At 72.0% G+C, this 19542-nt stretch carries 19 protein-coding genes and 1 tRNA gene; 8 read left to right on the top strand and 12 right to left on the bottom strand.

Annotation, left to right across the window (positions count from 1 at the left end):
• The first annotated feature begins 66 nt into the window (after positions 1–66).
• Together ACIQMU_RS22940 and ACIQMU_RS22935 are read left to right on the top strand one after the other, a co-directional pair.
• Positions 67–1188 (top strand): DUF6397 family protein, encoded by a 1122-nt coding sequence (locus ACIQMU_RS22940; RefSeq protein ID WP_402689573.1) that lies wholly within the window; start codon positions 67–69, stop codon positions 1186–1188.
• 40 nt (positions 1189–1228) lie between these two features.
• Complete coding sequence (locus ACIQMU_RS22935) at positions 1229–1717, top strand: GNAT family N-acetyltransferase (protein ID WP_402689572.1); 489 nt, start codon at positions 1229–1231, stop codon at positions 1715–1717.
• 135 nt (positions 1718–1852) lie between these two features.
• Here ACIQMU_RS22935 and ACIQMU_RS22930 read toward each other — a convergent pair whose 3' ends face one another.
• Complete coding sequence (locus ACIQMU_RS22930) at positions 1853–3985, bottom strand: SpoIIE family protein phosphatase (RefSeq protein ID WP_402689571.1); 2133 nt, start codon at positions 3983–3985, stop codon at positions 1853–1855.
• A gap of 224 nt (positions 3986–4209) precedes the next feature.
• Here ACIQMU_RS22930 and ACIQMU_RS22925 point away from each other — a divergent pair, with 224 nt between their 5' ends.
• Positions 4210–5340 carry an enoyl-CoA hydratase/isomerase family protein gene (locus ACIQMU_RS22925; protein WP_352242504.1) on the top strand — a complete coding sequence of 377 codons (1131 nt, stop codon included), beginning with the start codon at positions 4210–4212 and terminating at the stop codon, positions 5338–5340.
• A 109-nt stretch (positions 5341–5449) separates the two neighbouring features.
• Here the strand turns inward: ACIQMU_RS22925 and ACIQMU_RS22920 are convergent, their stop codons facing one another.
• Both ACIQMU_RS22920 and ACIQMU_RS22915 read right to left on the bottom strand, forming a co-directional pair.
• Positions 5450–5677, bottom strand: coding sequence for a hypothetical protein (locus ACIQMU_RS22920; protein ID WP_352242505.1), 228 nt, complete (start codon positions 5675–5677; stop codon positions 5450–5452).
• A 65-nt stretch (positions 5678–5742) separates the two neighbouring features.
• On the bottom strand, positions 5743–6237 hold the full coding sequence (locus ACIQMU_RS22915) for a hypothetical protein (RefSeq protein ID WP_352242506.1): 495 nt from the start codon (positions 6235–6237) through the stop codon (positions 5743–5745).
• A 200-nt stretch (positions 6238–6437) separates the two neighbouring features.
• Between ACIQMU_RS22915 and ACIQMU_RS22910 the strand changes: the two genes are divergently transcribed.
• Positions 6438–7307 (top strand): pentapeptide repeat-containing protein, encoded by an 870-nt coding sequence (locus ACIQMU_RS22910; protein ID WP_402689570.1) that lies wholly within the window; start codon positions 6438–6440, stop codon positions 7305–7307.
• A gap of 187 nt (positions 7308–7494) precedes the next feature.
• On the opposite strand, the gene ACIQMU_RS22905 is transcribed toward ACIQMU_RS22910, so the two are convergent.
• Both ACIQMU_RS22905 and ACIQMU_RS22900 read right to left on the bottom strand, forming a co-directional pair.
• On the bottom strand, positions 7495–8013 hold the full coding sequence (locus ACIQMU_RS22905) for an SRPBCC family protein (protein ID WP_352242508.1): 519 nt from the start codon (positions 8011–8013) through the stop codon (positions 7495–7497).
• Between the two features lie 206 nt (positions 8014–8219).
• Positions 8220–8933, bottom strand: coding sequence for an NAD(P)-binding domain-containing protein (locus tag ACIQMU_RS22900; RefSeq protein ID WP_352242509.1), 714 nt, complete (start codon positions 8931–8933; stop codon positions 8220–8222).
• Between the two features lie 500 nt (positions 8934–9433).
• On the opposite strand from ACIQMU_RS22900, the gene ctaD reads away from it, so the two are divergent.
• On the top strand, positions 9434–11107 hold the full coding sequence (ctaD, locus tag ACIQMU_RS22895) for a cytochrome c oxidase subunit I (protein WP_352242605.1): 1674 nt from the start codon (positions 9434–9436) through the stop codon (positions 11105–11107).
• A gap of 42 nt (positions 11108–11149) precedes the next feature.
• A complete protein-coding gene (locus ACIQMU_RS22890) occupies positions 11150–11491 on the top strand; it encodes a hypothetical protein (RefSeq protein WP_352242510.1) in 342 nt (113 codons plus the stop codon).
• 114 nt (positions 11492–11605) lie between these two features.
• Here ACIQMU_RS22890 and ACIQMU_RS22885 read toward each other — a convergent pair whose 3' ends face one another.
• The 6 genes from ACIQMU_RS22885 to ACIQMU_RS22860 all read right to left on the bottom strand — a co-directional run bounded on the left by ACIQMU_RS22885 (position 11606) and on the right by ACIQMU_RS22860 (position 17297).
• A complete protein-coding gene (locus tag ACIQMU_RS22885) occupies positions 11606–11983 on the bottom strand; it encodes a VOC family protein (RefSeq protein ID WP_402689569.1) in 378 nt (125 codons plus the stop codon).
• 152 nt (positions 11984–12135) lie between these two features.
• On the bottom strand, positions 12136–13761 hold the full coding sequence (locus ACIQMU_RS22880) for a sigma-70 family RNA polymerase sigma factor (RefSeq protein ID WP_402689568.1): 1626 nt from the start codon (positions 13759–13761) through the stop codon (positions 12136–12138).
• A 284-nt stretch (positions 13762–14045) separates the two neighbouring features.
• Positions 14046–14240, bottom strand: a complete 195-nt coding sequence (locus ACIQMU_RS22875; protein WP_352242513.1) for an antitoxin — start codon at positions 14238–14240, stop codon at positions 14046–14048.
• Positions 14241–14560: 320 nt separating this feature from the next.
• The gene (locus ACIQMU_RS22870) at positions 14561–15577 is read right to left on the bottom strand and encodes an MASE1 domain-containing protein (protein ID WP_402689592.1); all 1017 of its coding nucleotides are present in this window, start codon (positions 15575–15577) and stop codon (positions 14561–14563) included.
• A gap of 63 nt (positions 15578–15640) precedes the next feature.
• Positions 15641–16474 (bottom strand): PP2C family protein-serine/threonine phosphatase, encoded by an 834-nt coding sequence (locus ACIQMU_RS22865; protein WP_402689567.1) that lies wholly within the window; start codon positions 16472–16474, stop codon positions 15641–15643.
• 202 nt (positions 16475–16676) lie between these two features.
• A complete protein-coding gene (locus ACIQMU_RS22860; protein WP_352242515.1) occupies positions 16677–17297 on the bottom strand; it encodes a DinB family protein in 621 nt (206 codons plus the stop codon).
• 111 nt (positions 17298–17408) lie between these two features.
• On the opposite strand from ACIQMU_RS22860, the gene ACIQMU_RS22855 reads away from it, so the two are divergent.
• Entirely contained in the window at positions 17409–17678 is a 270-nt protein-coding gene (locus ACIQMU_RS22855; RefSeq protein ID WP_352242516.1) for a hypothetical protein, read from the top strand.
• A 20-nt stretch (positions 17679–17698) separates the two neighbouring features.
• Here the strand turns inward: ACIQMU_RS22855 and ACIQMU_RS22850 are convergent.
• A tRNA-Trp gene (locus ACIQMU_RS22850) sits at positions 17699–17771 on the bottom strand.
• A gap of 193 nt (positions 17772–17964) precedes the next feature.
• Between ACIQMU_RS22850 and mptB the strand changes: the two genes are divergently transcribed.
• Positions 17965–19470 (top strand): polyprenol phosphomannose-dependent alpha 1,6 mannosyltransferase MptB, encoded by a 1506-nt coding sequence (gene mptB, locus ACIQMU_RS22845; RefSeq protein WP_402689566.1) that lies wholly within the window; start codon positions 17965–17967, stop codon positions 19468–19470.
• Positions 19471–19542: the final 72 nt, after the last annotated feature.

Raw genomic sequence — 19542 nt, 5'->3', positions numbered from 1 at the left:
TCGGGTGATGACTCCTTCGGACTACCGTGATCACGGAGAGTATTCGGGTCGACGGGGAGGTCAGTCATGACGGTCAGGGGAGTGCTTCGGGGACGAGCGCGGGCCGAGGGCAGCCATGTGCGTGCCGACGGCACTCGGGCGCGGGCCGAGGAGGCGAGCGGCCGGGCAGTCGCGGGCGCCGGGGGCGTGCGCACGGACTCGGGGGCCGAGGCCGGGCACACCTCCTCCTCCTCCTCCTCCTCCGCCGCCCCGGCGGCGACGGTGGCAGCCGGGCGCGCGGCCCAGGAGCTGGGTGTCCGGCGCGCTGAGTTCGAGCTTGCGGTGCACTTGGGGCTGATCGCCGTTGTCGGCGCACCCGGCGGTGGACGACCACGGGTGCACGAGAAGGAGATCGCGCGCCTGCGGGAGCAGCCGGACTTCCCCGACGGCCTGGCGGAGCGGGTCCGCACCGTGGGCGCGGCGGAGGGAGCGGCCTTGCTGGACATCGCCCCGGCACGGTTCACCCGGCTGGCACGGGCAGGCTGCGTATCACCCATCACCTTCTGTCTGAACCGGTATCGCGCGGTGGTCTGGCTCTACCTCGCGGACGAGCTTCCCGCGTTCGCGGCCCGCGAGCCCGGACTGCTCGCCGGGCGGACGCCCCTGGGCATGCGCGCGATGCTGGATTCGGGTACCGACTGGCGGGCGCGCAACTGGCGCTCGCAGCGCATCGACCGGCTGCTGAACCGCACGCGCGACGGCTGGGCGCGAGCAGCGATCCAGGCGTCGGCACTGGACCCGGTGCACCTGGCGGAAGTCGTGGACGACCCCTATGAACGCGCCCACCTGGCACGGGTCCGTCCGGTGCCGGTCTTCGGGCGGCCGGGATCCATGGTCGCGAGAGAGGCATGGGGAGAGTTGGTTCTGGCCGACGACCCCGACGAAATCCTCTGGCGGCGGGTCAACCTGACTCTGGAGCTGGACCGCGCACGCGAGCAGCGGCCGGCCCCGCGCCCCGGGGACGACGGAGGAGTCCGGGCGGCGCCGGCCGTCCGGTCCCGGGCCCGGCGGCGTACCGGGGCCACGACACCTGCCGCCGAGCCGCAGCCGGCCTCCTGCCCCGGGGCGTCACACTTCGCCGCGGTGGGCGTGCCGAACGGAAAGGGCCTGCTCGCCAGGCTGGGATGGCGTGGGCGGGTTGTCACATGACAATTCGCGTCGATCAGGCGGATGGGTCATCCTGATCCGCATGTTGATCAGGGAAGCCACCTCCGAGGACTGGCCCGCCATCTGGCCGTTCTTCCACTCGATCGTCTCCGCGGGCGAGACGCTCACCTACCCGCTCGAACTCAGCAGGGAGGAAGCAGAGGGATGGTGGTTCGTCGCGGCGCCGAGCCGAGTGGTCGTCGCCGTGGACGAAGCCGGCACCGTGCTGGGCACGGCGAAGATGAACCGCAATCATCTGGGCAACGGATCCCACATAGCCAGCGCCACCTATATGGTCGACCCGGCTCACTCCGGCCGGGGAGTGGGGCGCGCACTGTGTGAACACTCGGTCGACTGGGCTCGCGCCGAGGGGTATCGGGCCATGCAGTTCAACGCGGTGGTCGAGACCAACATCCATGCCGTCAAGCTGTACCGGTCCATCGGCTTCGACGTGATCGGCACCCTGCCGCAGGGCTTCAAGCACCCGACCCAGGGCTATGTCGGGCTTCACATCATGCACATGGCTCTGTGACCGGCGCCCGTAGGACAAATGATCGCCGGCGGGCGTCCTTGAAGTCGACACCTCCTGCGGACGCCTGACGAAATCGACCACACACCGGTTCGGTCCGCCCGCCCTCACTCGATTCCTGCCATGACCAGCCGTCCGTCACTGCTCGGAGACCTTCGCTGGGGGCGCGGTGGCCGGCGGGGGAGTGGGGCCGATCTCGCACCAGACGGCCTTGCCCTCGCCGCGGGGCTCGATTCCCCAGCGCGTGGCGACCGCGTCGAGCAGCAGCAGTCCCCGGCCGGAGGTCGAGGTTTCGCCAGGCGTACGTCGATGGGGCCAGGCGCTGGACCGGTCCTGGACCGACAGCCGGATCCGCCGTACCGGTTCGGGCAGCACCTCCACGGTCAGGACCGCCCCTCCCTCGGTGTGCAGGAGCACGTTCACCAACAACTCGCCCGTGACGAGCTCCGCGTCGTCGGCGAACTCGGCCATGTCCCAGTCGGCCAGGGCCTGCCGCACGATCGCTCGGGCGTCCGAGAGCCCTTCCGGGTCCGCCTGGTGGATGTACTGGTGGAGACGTGGTGCGTGCGACGACCCCACGTCCGGGCTTCGGCGCAGGACCAGGAGCGCCACATCGTCGCCCGACCCCCACCGTTCCCACAGCCGTTCCGACAGGTGGTCGGCCAGCGCCTCCGCCCCCGCGGGCCCGGCGCTCACCTCGCTGCGCAACGCGTCGATCCCGGTGTCGAGGTCGGCTCCCGGCTCTTCCACCAGCCCGTCCGTGTACAGCACGAACGTCTCACCGGGCACCAGGTCGAGCCGGGTCTCCGGATATTCCTCGTCCTGGAGGTCCGTGGAGGTGCCCAGAGGCAGCCCACCGCGCACCTGCGGGGTGCCCACGCGCCCGTCGACGTGGCGGATCAACGGGCCGAGGTGCCCGGCCCGCACCACCTGCACCGCCCCGGACGCCAGGTCGACCTGGGCGTACGTGCAGGTGGCGAAGCGCTCGGTGTCCAGTTCGGCGAGGAAGCGGGAGGCTCGTGCCAGCACAGTGGCCGGCGGGTGCCCCTCGGCGGCGTACGCGCGCAGGGCGATACGCAACTGGCCCATGATCGCGGCGGCGTGGGTGTCGTGCCCCTGAACGTCCCCCACGACCAGTCCGTAACGGTTCTTGGGCAGAGTGATCACGTCGTACCAGTCGCCGCCGACCTGTCGGCCGCTCCAGGCGGCGTGATATCGCACCGCGATCTCGCCGCCCTGGACCTCCTGTATCCGGGGCGGGAGCATCGCCGACTGGAGTTGGGTGGCGAACTCGCGCTCTTCGTCGAAGAGCATCGCCCGTTGCAGGGACTGCGCGACGATGGCGGCGAGCCCCAGGCACAGAATGCGCTCGTCCGCGTTGAAGACCGTGCGCTCGCGGTAGAAGAGGGCCAGGCCGCCGAGCGACCGGGCCTGGGCCACCAGCGGAAGATACGCCGCCGCACGGAACCGGAGCTTCCCCAGATGCGGTTCCAGCTCCGGGTAGCGCCGGGCCAGCGCGGCGAGGGAGGTGATGAACCGGGGGCGTCCGCTGCGGATGGTGTCCGCGAGAGGGACATCGCGGTCGAGGTCACCGGAGCCGAGCCCGTCGAGCACTTCGAGCGACTCACCGCTCAGCGCGACGATGTTCAGCGTGGAGTTCTCCACGAGCCCCAGGGCGAGACCGTCCGCGCCGAGCCGGGCCAGTCCGCCGGGTCCGGTGAGGGCGGCCGTCACGTCGTCCACGGTCACCGCGCGTGACATGGCACTCGTTGTCCGCTCAACGATATTGGTCTGGCGTTGCCGTCGCTTCTCCAGATCGAGAACGAAGGCCGAATGGGTGACCTCAGCCGTCGCGTCCCGGACGACCCCCACGATCCGGTGGGCCCTGCCGTCCTTCGACCGAAGGATGCGGGCCTGGACATGAGTCCACTGCGTGGTCCCGTCGTCCAGGGGCACGCGGAAGTGGACGCTGTAGGAATTGCTGCCGCCAGTGATGGCCTCGTCGATCGTGACGTCGAGCCGGGCCCGTTCCGCCGGCTCCAGACGCTCCAGCAGCGCGGCCGGGCGTGCGTCGAACGCCGCAGGATCCACGCCGAACACCATGAGCCCGGCCTCGTCGATGTCCAGGGTCCGGCTGTCCAGATCCCAGTCGAAGCTGCCGGTCCGGTTCATGGCGAGGCGTTCCGTCGGCCGGATCTCACCATTGGTGCTCCGGTCGATCCGGCGGAGCGGAGAGGCTTCGGCGTCCTGCCACCGTTCGTCGTCGGTCATTCCTGCTCCGGAGGTCGTCCGGCGGGGCCGCGCGTCGGCGGACCCCGTAGGACCTCAATTGTCGAGCCGCATCCAGCGGAGTGCCACAGCGGCTCACCCCGTGATTTCCGTCGCCGTGCTTCCGCCAGGCCCGTTCCGGGGGGTGCGGAACGACGGCCGCAGACCGTCCGCGACCATGGAAGGCGTTCCACGTGTCCACGAGCCCAGCGAGCGGAGCGCACCACATGAACGACGACCGGCCCGTCCTGCTGGAGACGAGGGGCGCCTGCCTGCACCTCACACTGAACCGGCCCCGGGCCCTCAACGCACTCAGCCACACCATGGTGCGGCTGCTCCACGAGGCCCTGGACCGCGCGGAGCGGGACGAGGCGATCGACTCGGTGCTGCTCTCCGGGTCGGGCGACCGGGGCCTGTGCGCCGGCGGCGACATCCGAGCCCTGCACGACGACGCACGGTCCTCGGGACGCGCTTCCCTGGACTTCTGGCGGGACGAATACCGCCTCAACGCCCGCATCGCCCGCTTCCCCAAGCCGTACGTCGCGCTCATGGACGGCATCGTGATGGGCGGGGGAGTCGGGGTGTCGGCGCACGCCGGAATCCGGGTCGTCACCGAGCGCTCACGCGTCGCCATGCCCGAGACCGCGATCGGGTTCGTGCCCGATGTCGGGGGCACCCGCCTGCTGGCCTCCGCTCCGGGCGAACTGGGCACCCATCTGGCGCTGACGGGCCGTTCCATCGGGGCGGCCGACGCCGTTCTCTGCGGTCTGGCCGATCGTTACGTCCCGGCCCGGCTCCTGCCCGCCTTGACCGAGGCGCTGGGCGAGCGGAGCGTCCCGGGCGCGTCCGTCGAGGGCATGTCGGTCGGGGGCGTCGTCGAGCGGTTCGCCGCGGAGCCGCCTGCCGGCGAGCTCGCCGCACAGCGCGGCTGGATCGACGCCTGCTACGCGGCGGACACGGTGGAGGAAATCGTCCGGCAGCTGCGCGAGAGCGGTGTCGCCGAGGCGGAAGCGGCGGCGGACGAACTCCTGACCAAGGCACCCCTCGCACTCAAGGTCACCCTGGCCGCGGTCCGCCGGGCAGCCCGGCTGGATAGCCTGGAAGCCGTTCTCGCCCAGGAGTTCCGTGTCTCCAGCCGGGCGTTCGAGCACCCCGACTTCGTGGAAGGCGTGCGCGCCAGGATCATCGACAAGGACAACGCCCCGCAGTGGAAGCCGGGCTCCCTCGCCGAGGTCGGTGACGAGGAGGTCGCCCGGTTCTTCGCACCGCTCGGCCCTGGAGATCAAGAGCTGGGTACGACTCGTCCGGGGCCCACCGACGCACCCCGTCCCACGGACACCCCCGCACAGGCCGGATAGGCCGGACCGAAGCGGGCTGGTGCCGGGGCCCCGCCCGCGCCCCGGCACCAGCCCGGCCCCCCGCCCGGGCGGGGCCGCACCTGTCCGGCGCGGCGCCGCCCGGCGTGCCCTATCTGTCGCTGCCGGAAAGACTCGGCCGCAGTGCCCGGACGAGAGCGAACAACCGGTCCTCATTGCCCGCCAGCCCTGCGCTGCGCAGCGCACGGTCGGCCTCCCGCATCGGAGAGGTGAGCAACGGCAGGTAGACCGGTGCGTCGTCGGGGTCCGCGAGCGCTGCTCGGGTGGCCTCCAGCAGGCGGACGTACGCCTGTGCCGCGGCGAGCTCGTCGTTGTCCATCTCGGCGTCTCCTCCTCAGAGCTGTCAGGCCGTCAAGCATCCCCCATGGGTCTGACAACGCAGCCTCACGCCCGGTGGCGCCCGCCGGACACCTCGCCCGGCGGCTCCACCTCCAGGTAGCGCCGTCTGCGAGGCCCCCGGTAGAGCAACACCGTCCAGCCCAGCTCCCGCAGGACCGCGGCGCAGCCGGCCAGTGCCTCCTCCTCGTCGTGAGCGGCGCCGCTGCCGGGCGGACCCGTCCACTCGACCCGGGCCGAACCTGCCGACTCCCCGTCGCTCACCCGGTATCCGGCCGTCAGCCGGCGCCCGGACGGGTCAACGGCCGAAGGCGTCGTCCCCGAACTCTCCAGGGCCAACGCGACCGCCCTCACCGGACGGTTCCGTTCCCACGGCGCCGGTGCGGTCTCCGATCCGGGGCGCCCGTCGCCGGTGAGACGGCGGATCTGCAGCAGCCCCTCGAACGCGGTCCGCACCGAAGCGGCCCGAGCCGCGGCGGGCTCAGCAGCCGGTGGGCCGTCGCCGGTCGCGGGCTCGAATCCGTTGCTCTCCTCGGCGCCCATGCGTCGTCCCCTCCGTGGTACTACGTGCCGCGCCCAGTGTGCACCGGCAGGAGCAGGCAGGAGCAGGCAGGAGCAGGCAGGAGCCGACAGAGGGCGGCTGGAGTGGCTGAGGGCGACGGGCACCGCTCACGGCACCTCGGTAGACTTGTGCGCTCCGCACCCGCACTTTCCGCAGCACCACCCAACGAGGACCGCCACCCGTGCCCGACAACGTTCCGACCGCCGTGCCCGACAACGGACGGGAGGCGCTGCGTGCGGACTGCGCGAACTGTTTCGCTCTCTGCTGCGTCGCCCTCACCCTGACCGCCTCGTCGGACTTCGCCATCGACAAGGAGGCCGGGCGCCCCTGCCCCAACCTCCAGGACGACTTCCGCTGCGGCATCCACACGCGGCTGCGTCCGAAGGGCTTCTCCGGCTGCACCGTTTACGACTGCTTCGGCGCCGGGCAGAAGGTGTCCCAGGAGACCTACGGGGGCCGCGACTGGCGTTCGTCCCCCGACCTCGCCGCGCAGATGTTCCAGGTCTTCCCGGTGATGCGCCAGCTCCATGAACTGCTGTGGTACCTCACCGAGGCCCTGGCGCTGCCGGCCGCACGACCCCTGCACGCCGAGCTCCGCCGGGCCCTCGAAGAGACGGAACGGCACACCACGCGTCCCGCAGTCGACTTCGCGGAACTGGACGTCGCCGGCCACCGCGACCGCGTCGCCGGGCTGCTCCAGCGCACCAGCGAACTCGTCCGGGCCGCCGCGCCCCGCCGCAAGAAGCGCTACCACCGCGGTGCCGACCTCATGGGGGCCCGGCTGCGCGGCGCCGACCTGCGGGGAGCGGACCTGCGCGGGGCCTACCTGATCGCCGCCGATCTCACCGGTGCCGACCTTCGCCTGGCCGACCTCATCGGCGCGGACTTCCGTGACGCCGACCTCTCCGACGCCGACCTCACGGGAAGCCTGTTTCTCACCCAGGCACAGCTCAACGCAGCCAAGGGCAACGCGAGAACGGCACTCCCCGCGTCCCTCGGCCGCCCCCCGCACTGGGCTGCCCGGAGCGTGGCTCCTGGACCGACGGATTAGTCGACCGGATGTGTCCGCACGGTCGGTGATCGCCGATGCGACGGGCGACCGGACCGAGCCGCTGACGCCGGCCGCTCCGGTCCGCCGTCGCGATCGGGCCGACCACCACCACACGCTCGAAGTCATCGCGTGGGAGTACCCGGGCCCCTCGAAACCTCCGGCCGTCCTCGGCCCTCGGGAACGCCCCTCAGCTCTGATCTCCCCGGACGTCCGACTCCAACGCCTCCTTGAGGCGCTTCAGCGTCGTACGGATGTTGCCGCCCTGGAACCGCGCGAAGGTCTTCCCGCCCGTCGCGACGCGGTCGAAGGCGTTGGCGAGGAAGTCCGGCCAGCGGCTGCGGCCGTCGGTCCACGTCTCGGTGACCCGGGTCGCACCGTCCACCGCCTCGAAACGGTAGTCCCACGTGGCGATCGGCCCCGGCAACAGAGGGCGCCGCAGGCCGATCGCGTGCACCCGGAAGGCGAAGCGCTCGCCCGGGTCGGCCGCCGTCACCGTGCACCGTGTCGTCCAGCGCGCGGCACCGCGCTTGTTCCGGCCCTCGAAGACCATGCCGACGTAGGCGTCGCGCCGATCGCCGTGCACGGTGGCCCCCAGGTTCTCGGGGCTCCAACGCCCCATCGCCGTGGGGTCACTGACCTTCGCGTAGACCTGCGCCGGGGTGGCGTCGATGACGATGCTGTCCGCTACGGACATGGTGCGGGGCATGACGCGGCTCCTTGTCCACGGCCGTAGAGGTTGCACACCCGGGTTGTCGTACGGACCGTGGGCCGACATCCCGGACTCCGTACCTTACTCGCCGGTAGACCTGGTCGGGAGGCCCGTGCGAAAGGGGCCGTGGAGGGGGTGCGCACGCCCGCGCACGGCGGTCGGGCCGCGGGGGTGCGCGGGCGTCCCTCCGCGTGGCGCCCGGGTCAGGCGCGCCATTCCGCCGAGCGTTCCGGTGACGCTTCCGAGAGCGCCTTGACGATGGCGTCGGCGTCGCCCCGGTTGCCGTACACCGGCGTACCGGGCTGCTGACGCCACGAGTCGTCCAGGCCGCCGCTGTCGACCGTGTCGAAGCCCAGCTCCTCGATGAGGTCACGCACCGCCTGCTTGGCCGCCTGGTCGTCGCCGGCCACCGGGAGGGCCTGCCGGCCCGGAGTGCCCCGCGGGCGGCCGCCGTCCAGGATGTCCTGGGCGTACGTGCCGTTGAACGCCTTGATCACGGAGTGGCCGATCTGCCGTTCCGTCCACCGGCTCTCGGGCAGCCCGTCCTCGATGGCGGCGATGCGGCCGTCGCGCTGCTGCGGGTAGTAGTTGCCCGTGTCGATGACCGCGGCGCCCTCCGCCGCACCGTCGAGAAAGCCGGCGGGCAGGTCGGGCACGGCCTTGAGGGGAATGGTGACCACGACCAACTGGGCGCCGTTCGCGGCCTCCGACGCGGTGACCGGCTTCGCCCCGGTCTCTTCCGCGAGAGCGGTGAGGGTGTGGGGGCCTCGGGAATTGGCGACCGCGACCTCGTGCCCGAGCGCGGTGAGGCGCCGCGTCAGGTTGCCGCCGATGTTGCCCGCGCCGATGATGCCGATCTTCATGGATTCGACCTTTCGAAGCTTGCCGTGTGGGGAAAAGCCGTTCTGTGGATTCACCAACTCCGGGGCAGTGGAGGCTATTCCGCGGCCCGTGAGGGAATATCCGATCGGCTCGCGGACGTTGGGAGGCGCTCAGGGCTGCGCCGACCGCCGCGCACGGAGCCCTCGCCCCCGGGAGTGGTCACATCATCCCGGGCGGGTGCGCGACGGCGCCACGGCGCACCTCGCGGGGATGACGGAACGTTCGCGCGCAATCCAGTACGCGGAATGTTCGCAGGTATCCGGTATCCGACAACCCGGTCGCTCCGCCGCCTTGCGATGGGCCGAGTCTGATGCCGTGCGCGCTGACTCGCCCTGGATCAGGGGAGGGTCCTTGGGCCATTTGAGTGTCCTTGTCGGCCGCTCGCGTCGCACGGGGAAGGATGTCCCACCGCACCGATCGCCGCGGGTCCATTCTGGTCGGCGAGGCCACACGGGCCGTCGATCGAAGGAGCGTCGTAGTGACGACGAGGGGCATCTCGCAACCGGTGGATACCGAAGGCGCCGAACAGGACGAAATGCCGGTACGGCGCGGGGAACCCGGCAACGTCGTCATCAAGTGGATGACGACGACGGACCACAAGACGATCGGCACGCTCTACCTCGTCACCTCCTTCGCGTTCTTCTGCGTGGGAGGGCTCATGGCTCTCGTGATGCGTGCCGAACTGGCCCGGCCCGGCATCCAGGTGCTCTCGAACGAGCAGTTCAACCAGGCGTTCACGATGCACGGCACGATCATGCTGCTGATGTTCGCGACGCCGTTGTTCGCCGGGTTCGCGAACTGGATCATGCCGCTCCAGATCGGCGCGCCCGACGTGGCGTTCCCACGGCTGAACATGCTCGCGTACTGGCTGTACCTCTTCGGCTCCCTCATCGCGGTGGCCGGCTTCCTCACCCCCCAGGGAGCCGCGGACTTCGGCTGGTTCGCCTACGCGCCGCTCAACGACGCTGTCCGTACGCCGGGCATCGGCGCCGACCTGTGGATCATGGGCCTCGCGTTCTCCGGCTTCGGCACGATCCTCGGCTCGGTCAACTTCATCACCACGATCATCTGCATGCGGGCGCCCGGCATGACGATGTTCCGCATGCCGATCTTCACCTGGAACGTCCTGCTGACCGGTGTCCTGGTCCTGCTGGCCTTCCCGGTCCTCGCGGCGGCCCTGCTGGCACTGGAGGCGGACCGGAAGTTCGGCGCGCACGTCTTCGACGCGGCCAATGGCGGCGCACTGCTGTGGCAGCACCTGTTCTGGTTCTTCGGCCATCCCGAGGTCTACATCATCGCCCTGCCGTTCTTCGGCATCGTCACCGAGATCTTCCCGGTCTTCAGCCGCAAGCCGGTCTTCGGCTACATCGGCCTGGTCGCCGCCACCATCGCCATCGCGGGCCTGTCGGCGACGGTGTGGGCCCACCACATGTTCGTCACGGGCGGTGTGCTGCTGCCGTTCTTCTCGTTCATGACGTTCCTCATCGCCGTGCCGACCGGTGTGAAGTTCTTCAACTGGATCGGCACGTTGTGGAAAGGGTCCATCTCCGTGGAGACCCCGATGCTGTGGGCCATCGGATTTCTGGTCACGTTCCTGTTCGGCGGTCTGACCGGCGTCATCCTGGCCTCACCGCCGTTGGACTTCCACGTCTCCGACTCGTACTTCGTCGTCGCGCACTTCCACTACGTGGTGTTCGGCACGGTGGTGTTCGCCATGTTCGCCGGATTCCATTTCTGGTGGCCGAAGTTCAGCGGAAAGATGCTGGACGAACGACTCGGGAAGGTGACGTTCTGGACGCTGTTCGTCGGCTTCCACGGAACATTCCTCGTTCAGCACTGGCTCGGCGCGGAAGGCATGCCGCGCCGGTACGCGGACTACCTCGACGCCGACGGCTTCACCGCGCTGAACACCATCTCGTCGATCTCCTCGTTCCTGCTCGGCCTGTCGATGCTGCCGTTCTTCTACAACGTCTGGAAGACCGCGAAGTACGGCAAGAAGATCGAGGTCGACGACCCCTGGGGCTACGGCCGCTCGCTGGAATGGGCGACCTCCTGCCCGCCGCCCCGGCACAACTTCGTCACCCTGCCGCGCATCCGCTCCGAATCCCCGGCGTTCGACCTGCACCACCCGGCGGTCCGCGCCCTGGAGGAAGCCACCAACCGTCCCGAGAACTCCGTGATCGTCGCCCCGGGGGACCGGCACGAGTGAGCTCGGCTCCGGCCCTGACGACCCCGACGGTGAGGAGGACGGATGAAGCCCGAGAAGGACGCTGCCCGGGGCCTGGCCCAATTGGAAGGGTTTCTGCTGTGGAGCGCCGAGGTCGAGCGGGCGCGGCGGCAGGCACGCCGATTCACCGACCAGCTGCCCTGGCTGACCACGGCGCAGCGTGAGGACGTCGAGCGGGTGTTCACCGACGAACGCGTCGCCGCTTCCCGGGAGTCGCTCATCCGCATCAGGGACCGTGCGGACGAACTGCGCGAGGAGTACACGGGGCGCTACGTCCGGCTGCGGGCCCGCTGCGTCGCCGTCTCGGCCGGCGCGGTGGGCGCGGCCACCTGCGTCGGCGCGGCACTGACCCTGGTTCTGCGCTGACCCCGGCGGCGAGCCGGGCCGCAGGCGGGCGTGGCTACGGGCGTCGGTGCGGCCGGCCGCCGACCGCACCGACGCACCGGACGGGCCCGTGGCGCGGGAGCAGGGCCGCGAGGGTCAGTGGCGTACCAGGCAGAAGGGATGCCCGGCCGGATCGGCGTACACGCGCCAGCTGCGCTTCCCGTCCCCGGCGTCGAGCAGGGACGCCCCGCGCGCCAGGACCTCGTCGTGGGCGCGTTCCTGGTCGGTGACGCTGAAGTCCAGGTGGAGCTGCTGGGGCGGGTCCTCGCCGGGCCAGCTGGGCGGCTGGTGACCGGCCACCCGTTGAAAGGCGAGGACGAGTCCGCCGGGGGCGTGCAGCGTGGACCAGTCGGCATCGCACCCCCACCGTCGGTCGGGGCGGTCGACCTCGCCCCCGAGCAACGCCGCGTAGAAGGCCGCCAGCTCCTTTGGGGCAGGGCAGTCCAGGACCACGCACTCCGGTTCAGCGATCACTGCCGCAGTCTAAGGGCTGCCCCTGCCCTTGCCCCGGCCCGGGCGACGGGGCAGGGGTGACGGGCCGGCCCTCGGGGTCCGGGGGCGGCCGGGCCACGACGCCCGTGCGGCCTCGACGGCCCGGCGGCGTCCGGGCTCTCGCCCGCACGGACTCAGCGGGCGCCGAACGCCTGCGTCCACACCGGGCCGTCGCCGGAATCCTGCTTCCCCACGCCGATCTCCTTGAAGGCGCAGTTGAGGATGTTCGCGCGGTGCCCCGGACTCTCCATCCAGGACCTCATCACCTCGGCCGGGGTGCGCTGGCCCTTGGCGATGTTCTCGCCGTAGGTCGACCAGCGGTATCCGGCGGCGGCGATCCGGTCGCCCGGGTTCCTGCCGTCCTGCGAGGTGTGCGAGAAGTAGTCGTTGGCCGCCATGTCGGCGGAGTGCCGTTGCGCTGCCGTGTTGAGCTGATCACTGACGGTCACCGGGTCGCAGCCCTCCTCGGCCCGCTCCGCGTTGACCAGTTCGGTGACCTGTCCGGCCGTCCCCGCCGGGGCGGCGGGCGTGGACGCGGACGCGGGCGGGGCCGGTTCGGGGGCCGGGGCCGGGCCCGAGGCCGCGGAGCCGGGCGAGGGGGGCGGGGAATCCTTCCTCGGCTTCGCCGAGGGCGTCGTACGCGAGGCTCCCGGCGACGGGGCGGCGCCGGGCGACGCGGACGCGGATCCCGAGGGAGCCGGGGACGTAGCCGCTGGAGCTGATGTGGGTACCGATAGCCCCGATCGGGGCGCCGGAGCGTCGGCCGTGACGGTGGTCGCGTTCCGCTCCTCCCCGTCGGTGTAGAGGTGCACGGCCGCCCCGCCCGTGCCCAGCGCCGCGACCGTGACCACCGCGGCGACGGCCGAGTTGCGACGGCGCCGACGGACCTGCTCCCGTCTGCGCTCGGCGCGCCCCGGCGCCGCGCCGCCCCTGCCCGGGCCGGGCGCCCGGAGGTGCGCCGTGGCGAGCAGTTCGGGCGCGGCCCCGGCTCCCGCCGGCGCCGCCACCGGGACCAGCGCGAGACCCACGAGCAGCCCTTCGGCGGGCACGAGCCCCGAGCGGTGTCCCGAGCACACCGTGCACTCGCGCGCGTGGCGGGCCAGCCGCTTGCGCCACAGGGCGGAGGGGACGCCGCTCCAGCCGGTGACGACGTCCTCCAGCAGCACGCACGGCGGTTCGGCCGCCAGCGCGCCCACCACGACCCTCGCCGCCTCCAGCCGGGCCTTCATCCGCTGCACCCGCACGGCCGTGTGCTGCGGGGACAGTTCGAGAGCGGCGGCGACCTCGGCCCGGGACAGATGCCCCGCGGCCTCCAGCCACCACAGCGACAACAGGGCGCGATCGTCCTCGTCCAGCCAGCGCGTCGCCTCGGCCACCTGCCGCCGCTGGCCGGTCAGGCCGAGTTCCAGGATCGTCACCTCGACGAAGTCGGCGCGGGGGTCCGGCAGGTCGTACACGGGACCCAGCCGGTCCGCCGGGACCGCCCCCGACTGCCTCTCGCGCCAGTGCGCGCGTATCTCGTTCATGGCTATCGCCACCAGCCAGGAACGGAATCGCTCCGGGTGGCGCAGTTCGGGCAGACCGCGCAGCATGCGCAGCACCGTCTCCTGCACCACGTCGTCCACGTCCGCATGACCGTCCAGCGCTCGTCCGACGACGTTGTACAGCAGCGGCAGGTACGCCGAGACGAGCCGGTCCCTGGCCTGCTCGTCGCCGCCCCGCGCCGCCGCGATCAAGACCGTCGGGTGGTCCTTGCCCATGCTGTGCTCACTCTTCCGGAATCCGGTGCTGTCACTTCCCACACTCGGGAGATGGGGAGCGGGCGGGGCGATAACAAGAATTCGGCGGGCAACCCCGGCAGGTTTCCCGAGCCCCGTCGCGCCCGGCCCCCGGCGCGCGGTGTGCAAGGCACGACGCGGCCCGCGTACCGGTCCGCACCGCGGCCCGCGCGTACCCGTCCGCACCACGGAGGGTGATCCGCGGCGCGGACGGGTGCGCGGGGGCGGCGGCCGGACGGCGGAGGCCCGGTCACCGGCGGGGTGGCTCAGGCGCGGGGCGGCCCGTCCTGGTCCCGGTCCGTCCCGAACTGCTGCTTGAGCTTGTCCTGGGCGGTGTCGACGTGACCCTTGTACTTGCCCTTCGTACGGTCGTCGATCATGTCGCCGGCCTTGTCGACGCCCTTTCCGGCCTGGTCCTCGTGGCCCTTGAGCATCTTCTTGATCTTGTCCAGTGCGGACATGCGTCCTCCTCCTCGAATCTGCGCCCCCCACACATCAAGGGTCACCGCGCCGGGCCCGGCCCGCATCCGCGCCGACGGCCTGCGGGGGACGGGCGGGCGGACCGGGGGAGGCCGGGACGTGTGAAGCCGCGCCGACTGGGCACATACCGGTTGACCAGGAGAGGGTGGTGGCAATGGGCCGCATCCGTGTTGTCGTCCGTCGTCCCCCGCCCCCTTCGGGGCCGCCGCCGCTTGATCTGCGCACCCCGTCGGGCCGTCCCCTGCCCTACTGACCGCCGGCAGGGCCGGCTCCTCCCCGGCGCCGGGGACGTCCGCGGCAGTCACCCGCGTTGTGAGCGCGGACCACCGTCGAGCGGGCCGTGACGTCGCGGTCTGTCCTGGCGCGAAGCGGCCGACAGCGGAGCGAGCTGCTCCACCAGGGCCTCCAGCTCCTCGACGGCGTACTCCGTCTCGCGACGGATGTTCCTGTGCTCCGCGACGATGGCCCCGAGAAGCAGCGCGGTGAGCGCGACGCTTCCGTTCAGCAGGGTGAGGTTGGCCATGATCTGCGTCAGGCTGTGCCCCGCGAACGGCCCCAGGGCGTCCGTGCCGGCGAGGATGGCGAGCACCGAGACGACCAGGGCGCACGGGGCGCTGCCGGCCAGCTGGAAGCGCAGGGCAGCCCAGATGATCACCGGGAACACCAGGTAGATCATCGACAGCGAGCTGCGCGTCGCGACCAACGCCGTCACGACCACGACGACCGCGAGAACCGACGCCTCCAGCCACCGGGCGGTGGGGCGGGGCAGCCGCACCCCGCGCAGCACCAGCAGTACGGGGGTGACCACGAGAACGCCCATCGCGTCCCCCGCCCACCAGGACGACCAGACCAGCCAGAACCGCCCCGGCGGAACCTTGCCCTCGAGCAGCAGCGTGAGGCTTCCGAACGTCGCGCTGATCAGCATCCCCGCGAACGCGCCGAGGAAGACCAGGCAGACCCCGTCCCGCAGCCGGGCCAGCTCACTGCGGAACCCCACCCTCCGCAACAGGGCGTAGGCGGCGAGCGGGGCCAGCGTGTTGCCGAACATGATGGCCAGACGGCTCACCGTGAAGGCGTCACCGATCTCGGAGACCGTGACCAGCGTGCCCAGCGCGATACCCGGCCAGACCCGGACACCCAGGCACAGCAGTGCGGCCAGGGCGATGCCGGTGGGCGGCCACAGCGGCGTGACCACGGCGCCGTCCACCACCACCTGGCGCATCAGCCCGAGCCGCCCCGACAGGTAGTAGGCGGCGGCCACGCCCAGGACCTGCGCCCCGTACACGGCCCGGCGTCTGACTTCCTCGCTGCGGATCACATCGCTCATCAGACACCGGCCGGGGCGGCCGTCGGCCGGTGACACGCGCGGTACGGTGCGGCGTCACCGCGGCCCGCGCCGGGCCGCGGCATGCCGCAGGACCAGTACGGCCGCGTCGTCCTCGTGCCCCGTCAGCTCGGCCGCTCCCAGGACGTCGTCGGCCAGCCGCGCCGCGCTCGCCCCGACGCGGGCCGCGACCAGCTGTCGGACCCGCTCCAGGCCGTCCTCGATCAGCAGCGACGGGCCCTCGACGACCCCGTCGGTGAGGAGCACGATCGCTCCGTCGGAGTCGAGGGTGCGCCGGGTGACGGGATAGCTCTCGCCGGGCTCGATGCCCAGCGGCATGCCGCCCGGGTCCTCCGTGACGCCGGACCGGCCCTCCGTGGTGGCCCACACGCACGCCACGTGCCCGGCCCGCGCGCTGTGCAGCTCCCAGGTCGCCGGGTCCAGTCGCAGGAAGGTGCAGGTCGCGAAGAGTTGCGAGTCCACGGACAGCAGCAGATCGTTCGTCCGGCCCAGGACCTCCCCCGGATCGGACGCCGTGCCCGCGATGGCCCGCATCGCGATGCGGACCTGCCCCATGAAGGCGGCCGCCTCGACGTCATGCCCCTGTACGTCGCCGATCGCGAAGCCGAGGGCCCCGTCCGCGAGCGCGAAGCCGTCGTACCAGTCGCCGCCGATGTCGAGGCCGTGGCGGGCGGGTGCGTAGCGTGCCGCGGACTGGAGACCGGGAAGCGAGGGGAGGGCCGCCGGGAGCATGTCGCGCTGAAGCGCCTGCGCGAGTTCCACCCTCGCCTGGTGGAACTCCACTTCGCGCCGAGCACGGGCTGTGAGGCTCTGAAGGGTGTTGAGCAGGTCTTCGGCGCTGGTGGAGCGAGGAGTCCGACGCCGGTTCATGGGCCGCTCCGCGGTGCGTTAAGTCCCTGAATCATATGGCGGACGGCTCCGACCGGCGACTGCGGCGACCACCGTGCGGGCGGCGACCGCCGAGCCTGCCGCGCCCTCCGCGCCCTCCGCGCCCTCCGAGCCTGAGGAGCCCGGGGCGACGGCCGCGGCGTCGGGGACGTCTCCGGACCCACGGCCGCCGCCGTGGCGCCGCTCAGGACGGCCGGGCGCGGTACAGGTCGCGGAGCAGGGCGATCTCCGCGCCATGGTGCAGCACCTCCTGGTTCACCCACCAGACGATGTCGACGAAGCGCTCCTCGGCGTCGCTGCCGTTCGGGTACGTGCTGTACCCCACGGTGTCCAGGGCCACGTCGTCGGCGGTGAGCAGGGCGTCGCGCCACGCGGCGGACGCCGTCTCGAAGGCGGCCACCGCGCCGGCGGCGTCCCCCGGAGTCCGGTAGCCGTCGCGCGTGAGTGACCTGCCGCCACAGGTGTGGTCGGCACGGAGCGCGAGCATCTCGGAGAGATGGCTCAGACGCCACGCGGCGGTGGTGAACGGCGGGGGAAACGGATGCGGTGAGTCCGCCGAGTCCCGGCCCCAGTCCCCGGCTCCTGTCAGCACGGTCGCCCGCGCGCCGGGGCCGTCGCCGCGGCGGCGTACGGACCAGCAGCCGGGCACCGGTTCCCAGCGGTACTCCTCGTCGCCCAGCGGGGGTACGCGGATGTCGACACCGTTGCCGCTGTCCATGACCGGACCGGCGAGGCGTCCGAGAAGCCGCTCGCAGGCGAAGTCGAACTGCGCGAGCAGCGGGATCAGGCGCGGTGGGAGAGTCATCGGTGGAGCGTGCCACAACCCGCGGGCCGGCGCGCGCCCGTTTCCTGCGGCCGGCGGCCGGATGGACCCTCGTACCGAGCCGTTGTCAGTGCCCGGTGGGATGCTGCCCGCATGGACGAGCTGATGAGGCAGCGACGGGTGTACGGCACCGACCACGACGACCCCCGCCCCGGGCCGAGGCCGGGGCACGACTACCGCGAGCTGGTCGGCGGCCCGCTCGACGGGCTGCTGCTGGACGTCACGGGCTGGGGCGACGCGGACCTGCGCGACGGCGTCGGGCTGGTCACGGAGATCGGCGCCTACGGGCCGGGCGGACGTGCCGAGTACGGGCCGAGGTCGCCGGACAGCCACCAGTGGGACTGGCGTGGTGACGTGCGATGACGGACGACGGGTGGTGACGGCAGGGGCGGCAGGAATCGAACCTGCGACATACGATTTTGGAGACCGCCGCTCTGGCCGCTGAGCTACGCCCCTTGGTCACGGGTGAAGCCTGGCATGTGCCCGCCCGGGCGCCAACCCATTTATGCGAGCTCGGCGTTGCCGCTTGTCGTGCGGAGCGACTGTACGGCCGGCTGGGAGCGGTGCGGCGCGGTGCCGCCCCCGGGGAGGGCCGCAAGCCGGGGGATGGCGAACGGCCGGTCCCGGCCCTTCGATAGGTTGGCCGGTCATGTGGGCTATGAGCACGGTGGGGCACCGTCGGCTGGGTGCGGCAGGATCCTTGGCGATCGTCGTCGGCGGCTGGTTCGCCGGGAAGCTGCCGGTCCACGACCCCTGGGGCCTGTGGACCGACCACGGGTCCGCCGCGAAGGCGGCCGCGGCCGTCCTCGCGTACGTCGGACTGACCGTGCTCGTCGTGGCCTGGTGGCAGTACGGCAAGACCGCCGCCACCGTCCGCGACACCCTCGTCGCCCTCGTCTGGTGGACGGCCCCGTTCCTTCTCGCGCCCCCGCTCTACAGCGCCGACGTGTACAGCTACATCGCCCAGGGCTCGATGGTCGTCGAAGGGCACGACGTCTACACCGCCGGCCCCTCCGCCCTGGACCCCGGCGGAATCGGCGGCGACGCCGCCGCGAGCGTCGGCAACCACTGGCGGGACACCCCGGCTCCCTACGGACCGCTCTTCCTGCTGCTCTCCGCGGCCGTGGCGTGGACCACCGGCGGAGAGATCGTCCCCGCCGTACTGGCGATGCGCGTCATCGCGCTCGTCTCCCTCGCCCTGATCGTCTGGGCGCTGCGCCGCCTGGCCCGCGAGCACGGCCGCAGCGAGAGCCGTGCCCTGTGGCTGGGAGCCCTCAACCCGCTGCTGCTGATGCACGTGGTCGGCGGCGTGCACAACGACGGTCTGATGATCGGACTGATGCTCGTCGGCCTCGTGCTCGCCCTGCGCGGCAGATGGATCGCGGGCAGCGCCCTGGTCGGCCTCGCCATGATGGTGAAGTCACCGGCGGCCGTGGCGCTCCTGTTCATCGGAGTCCTCGTGCACGCGACCGCGACGGGCCCCCGGTGGCGCCGCTGGGCCAAGGGCCTGCTCGCACCCGGTCTGATCGCCTGCGCGGTGGCCGGAGGGGCCACGCTGATCAGTGGCACCGGATTCGGCTGGCTGCGCACCCAGGGCGTCGCCGCGAACATCCACACCGCGCTCTCCGTCACCAGCGACGTCGGCCTCGGACTGGGAGAACTGGCCCGTCTGCTCCTGGGAGTCGACGCGGAACCGGTCAAGTCGGCCGTGCAGACGCTGGGCCTGGCGGCCGCGATCGCCGTGATCCTCGTGCTGGCCCGCCGCGCGACGCGGGGCACCATGACGCCCGCCCACGGCCTGGGCCTCTCACTGCTCGTCCTGGTCGCCCTCTCGCCCATGGTCCAGCCCTGGTACCTGCTGTGGGGCATGGCCGTCGTCGCCGCGACCGAACAGTGCGGCCGTCTCGCCGCGGTCCTGACCGTGCTGTCGGTCGCGCTGGTGTACGAGACCCACCCCATGGGCGCCACCCCGCCCTACGGATTCGCCCTGGCCGGCCTCGCCGCCGTCCTCGGCACCCTCGCGCTCCGGCGGACCCCCGTCGTGCCGCCCGGCGTGAGGCTGCCCGGCCAGCGGGGGCCCGCGGACTCGACGGAGAGCCAGGACGCCACCGCGTCCACCACGCCCTCTGCCCGGGCCCCGCAGAGCACTTCCTGAACAAAACCGCTCGACGCTCGGCAAGATCCTCCGCTAGGCTGAGCGGGTCCTGTTGTCTCCGATAGAGGTGGA

This window comes from Streptomyces sp. NPDC091649, assembly GCF_044756785.1.
In the GTDB taxonomy this organism is placed as follows: domain Bacteria; phylum Actinomycetota; class Actinomycetes; order Streptomycetales; family Streptomycetaceae; genus Streptomyces.
The sequence above is the reverse complement of the archived record's forward strand: the minus strand, read 5'-3'. Positions and strand labels throughout refer to the sequence as shown.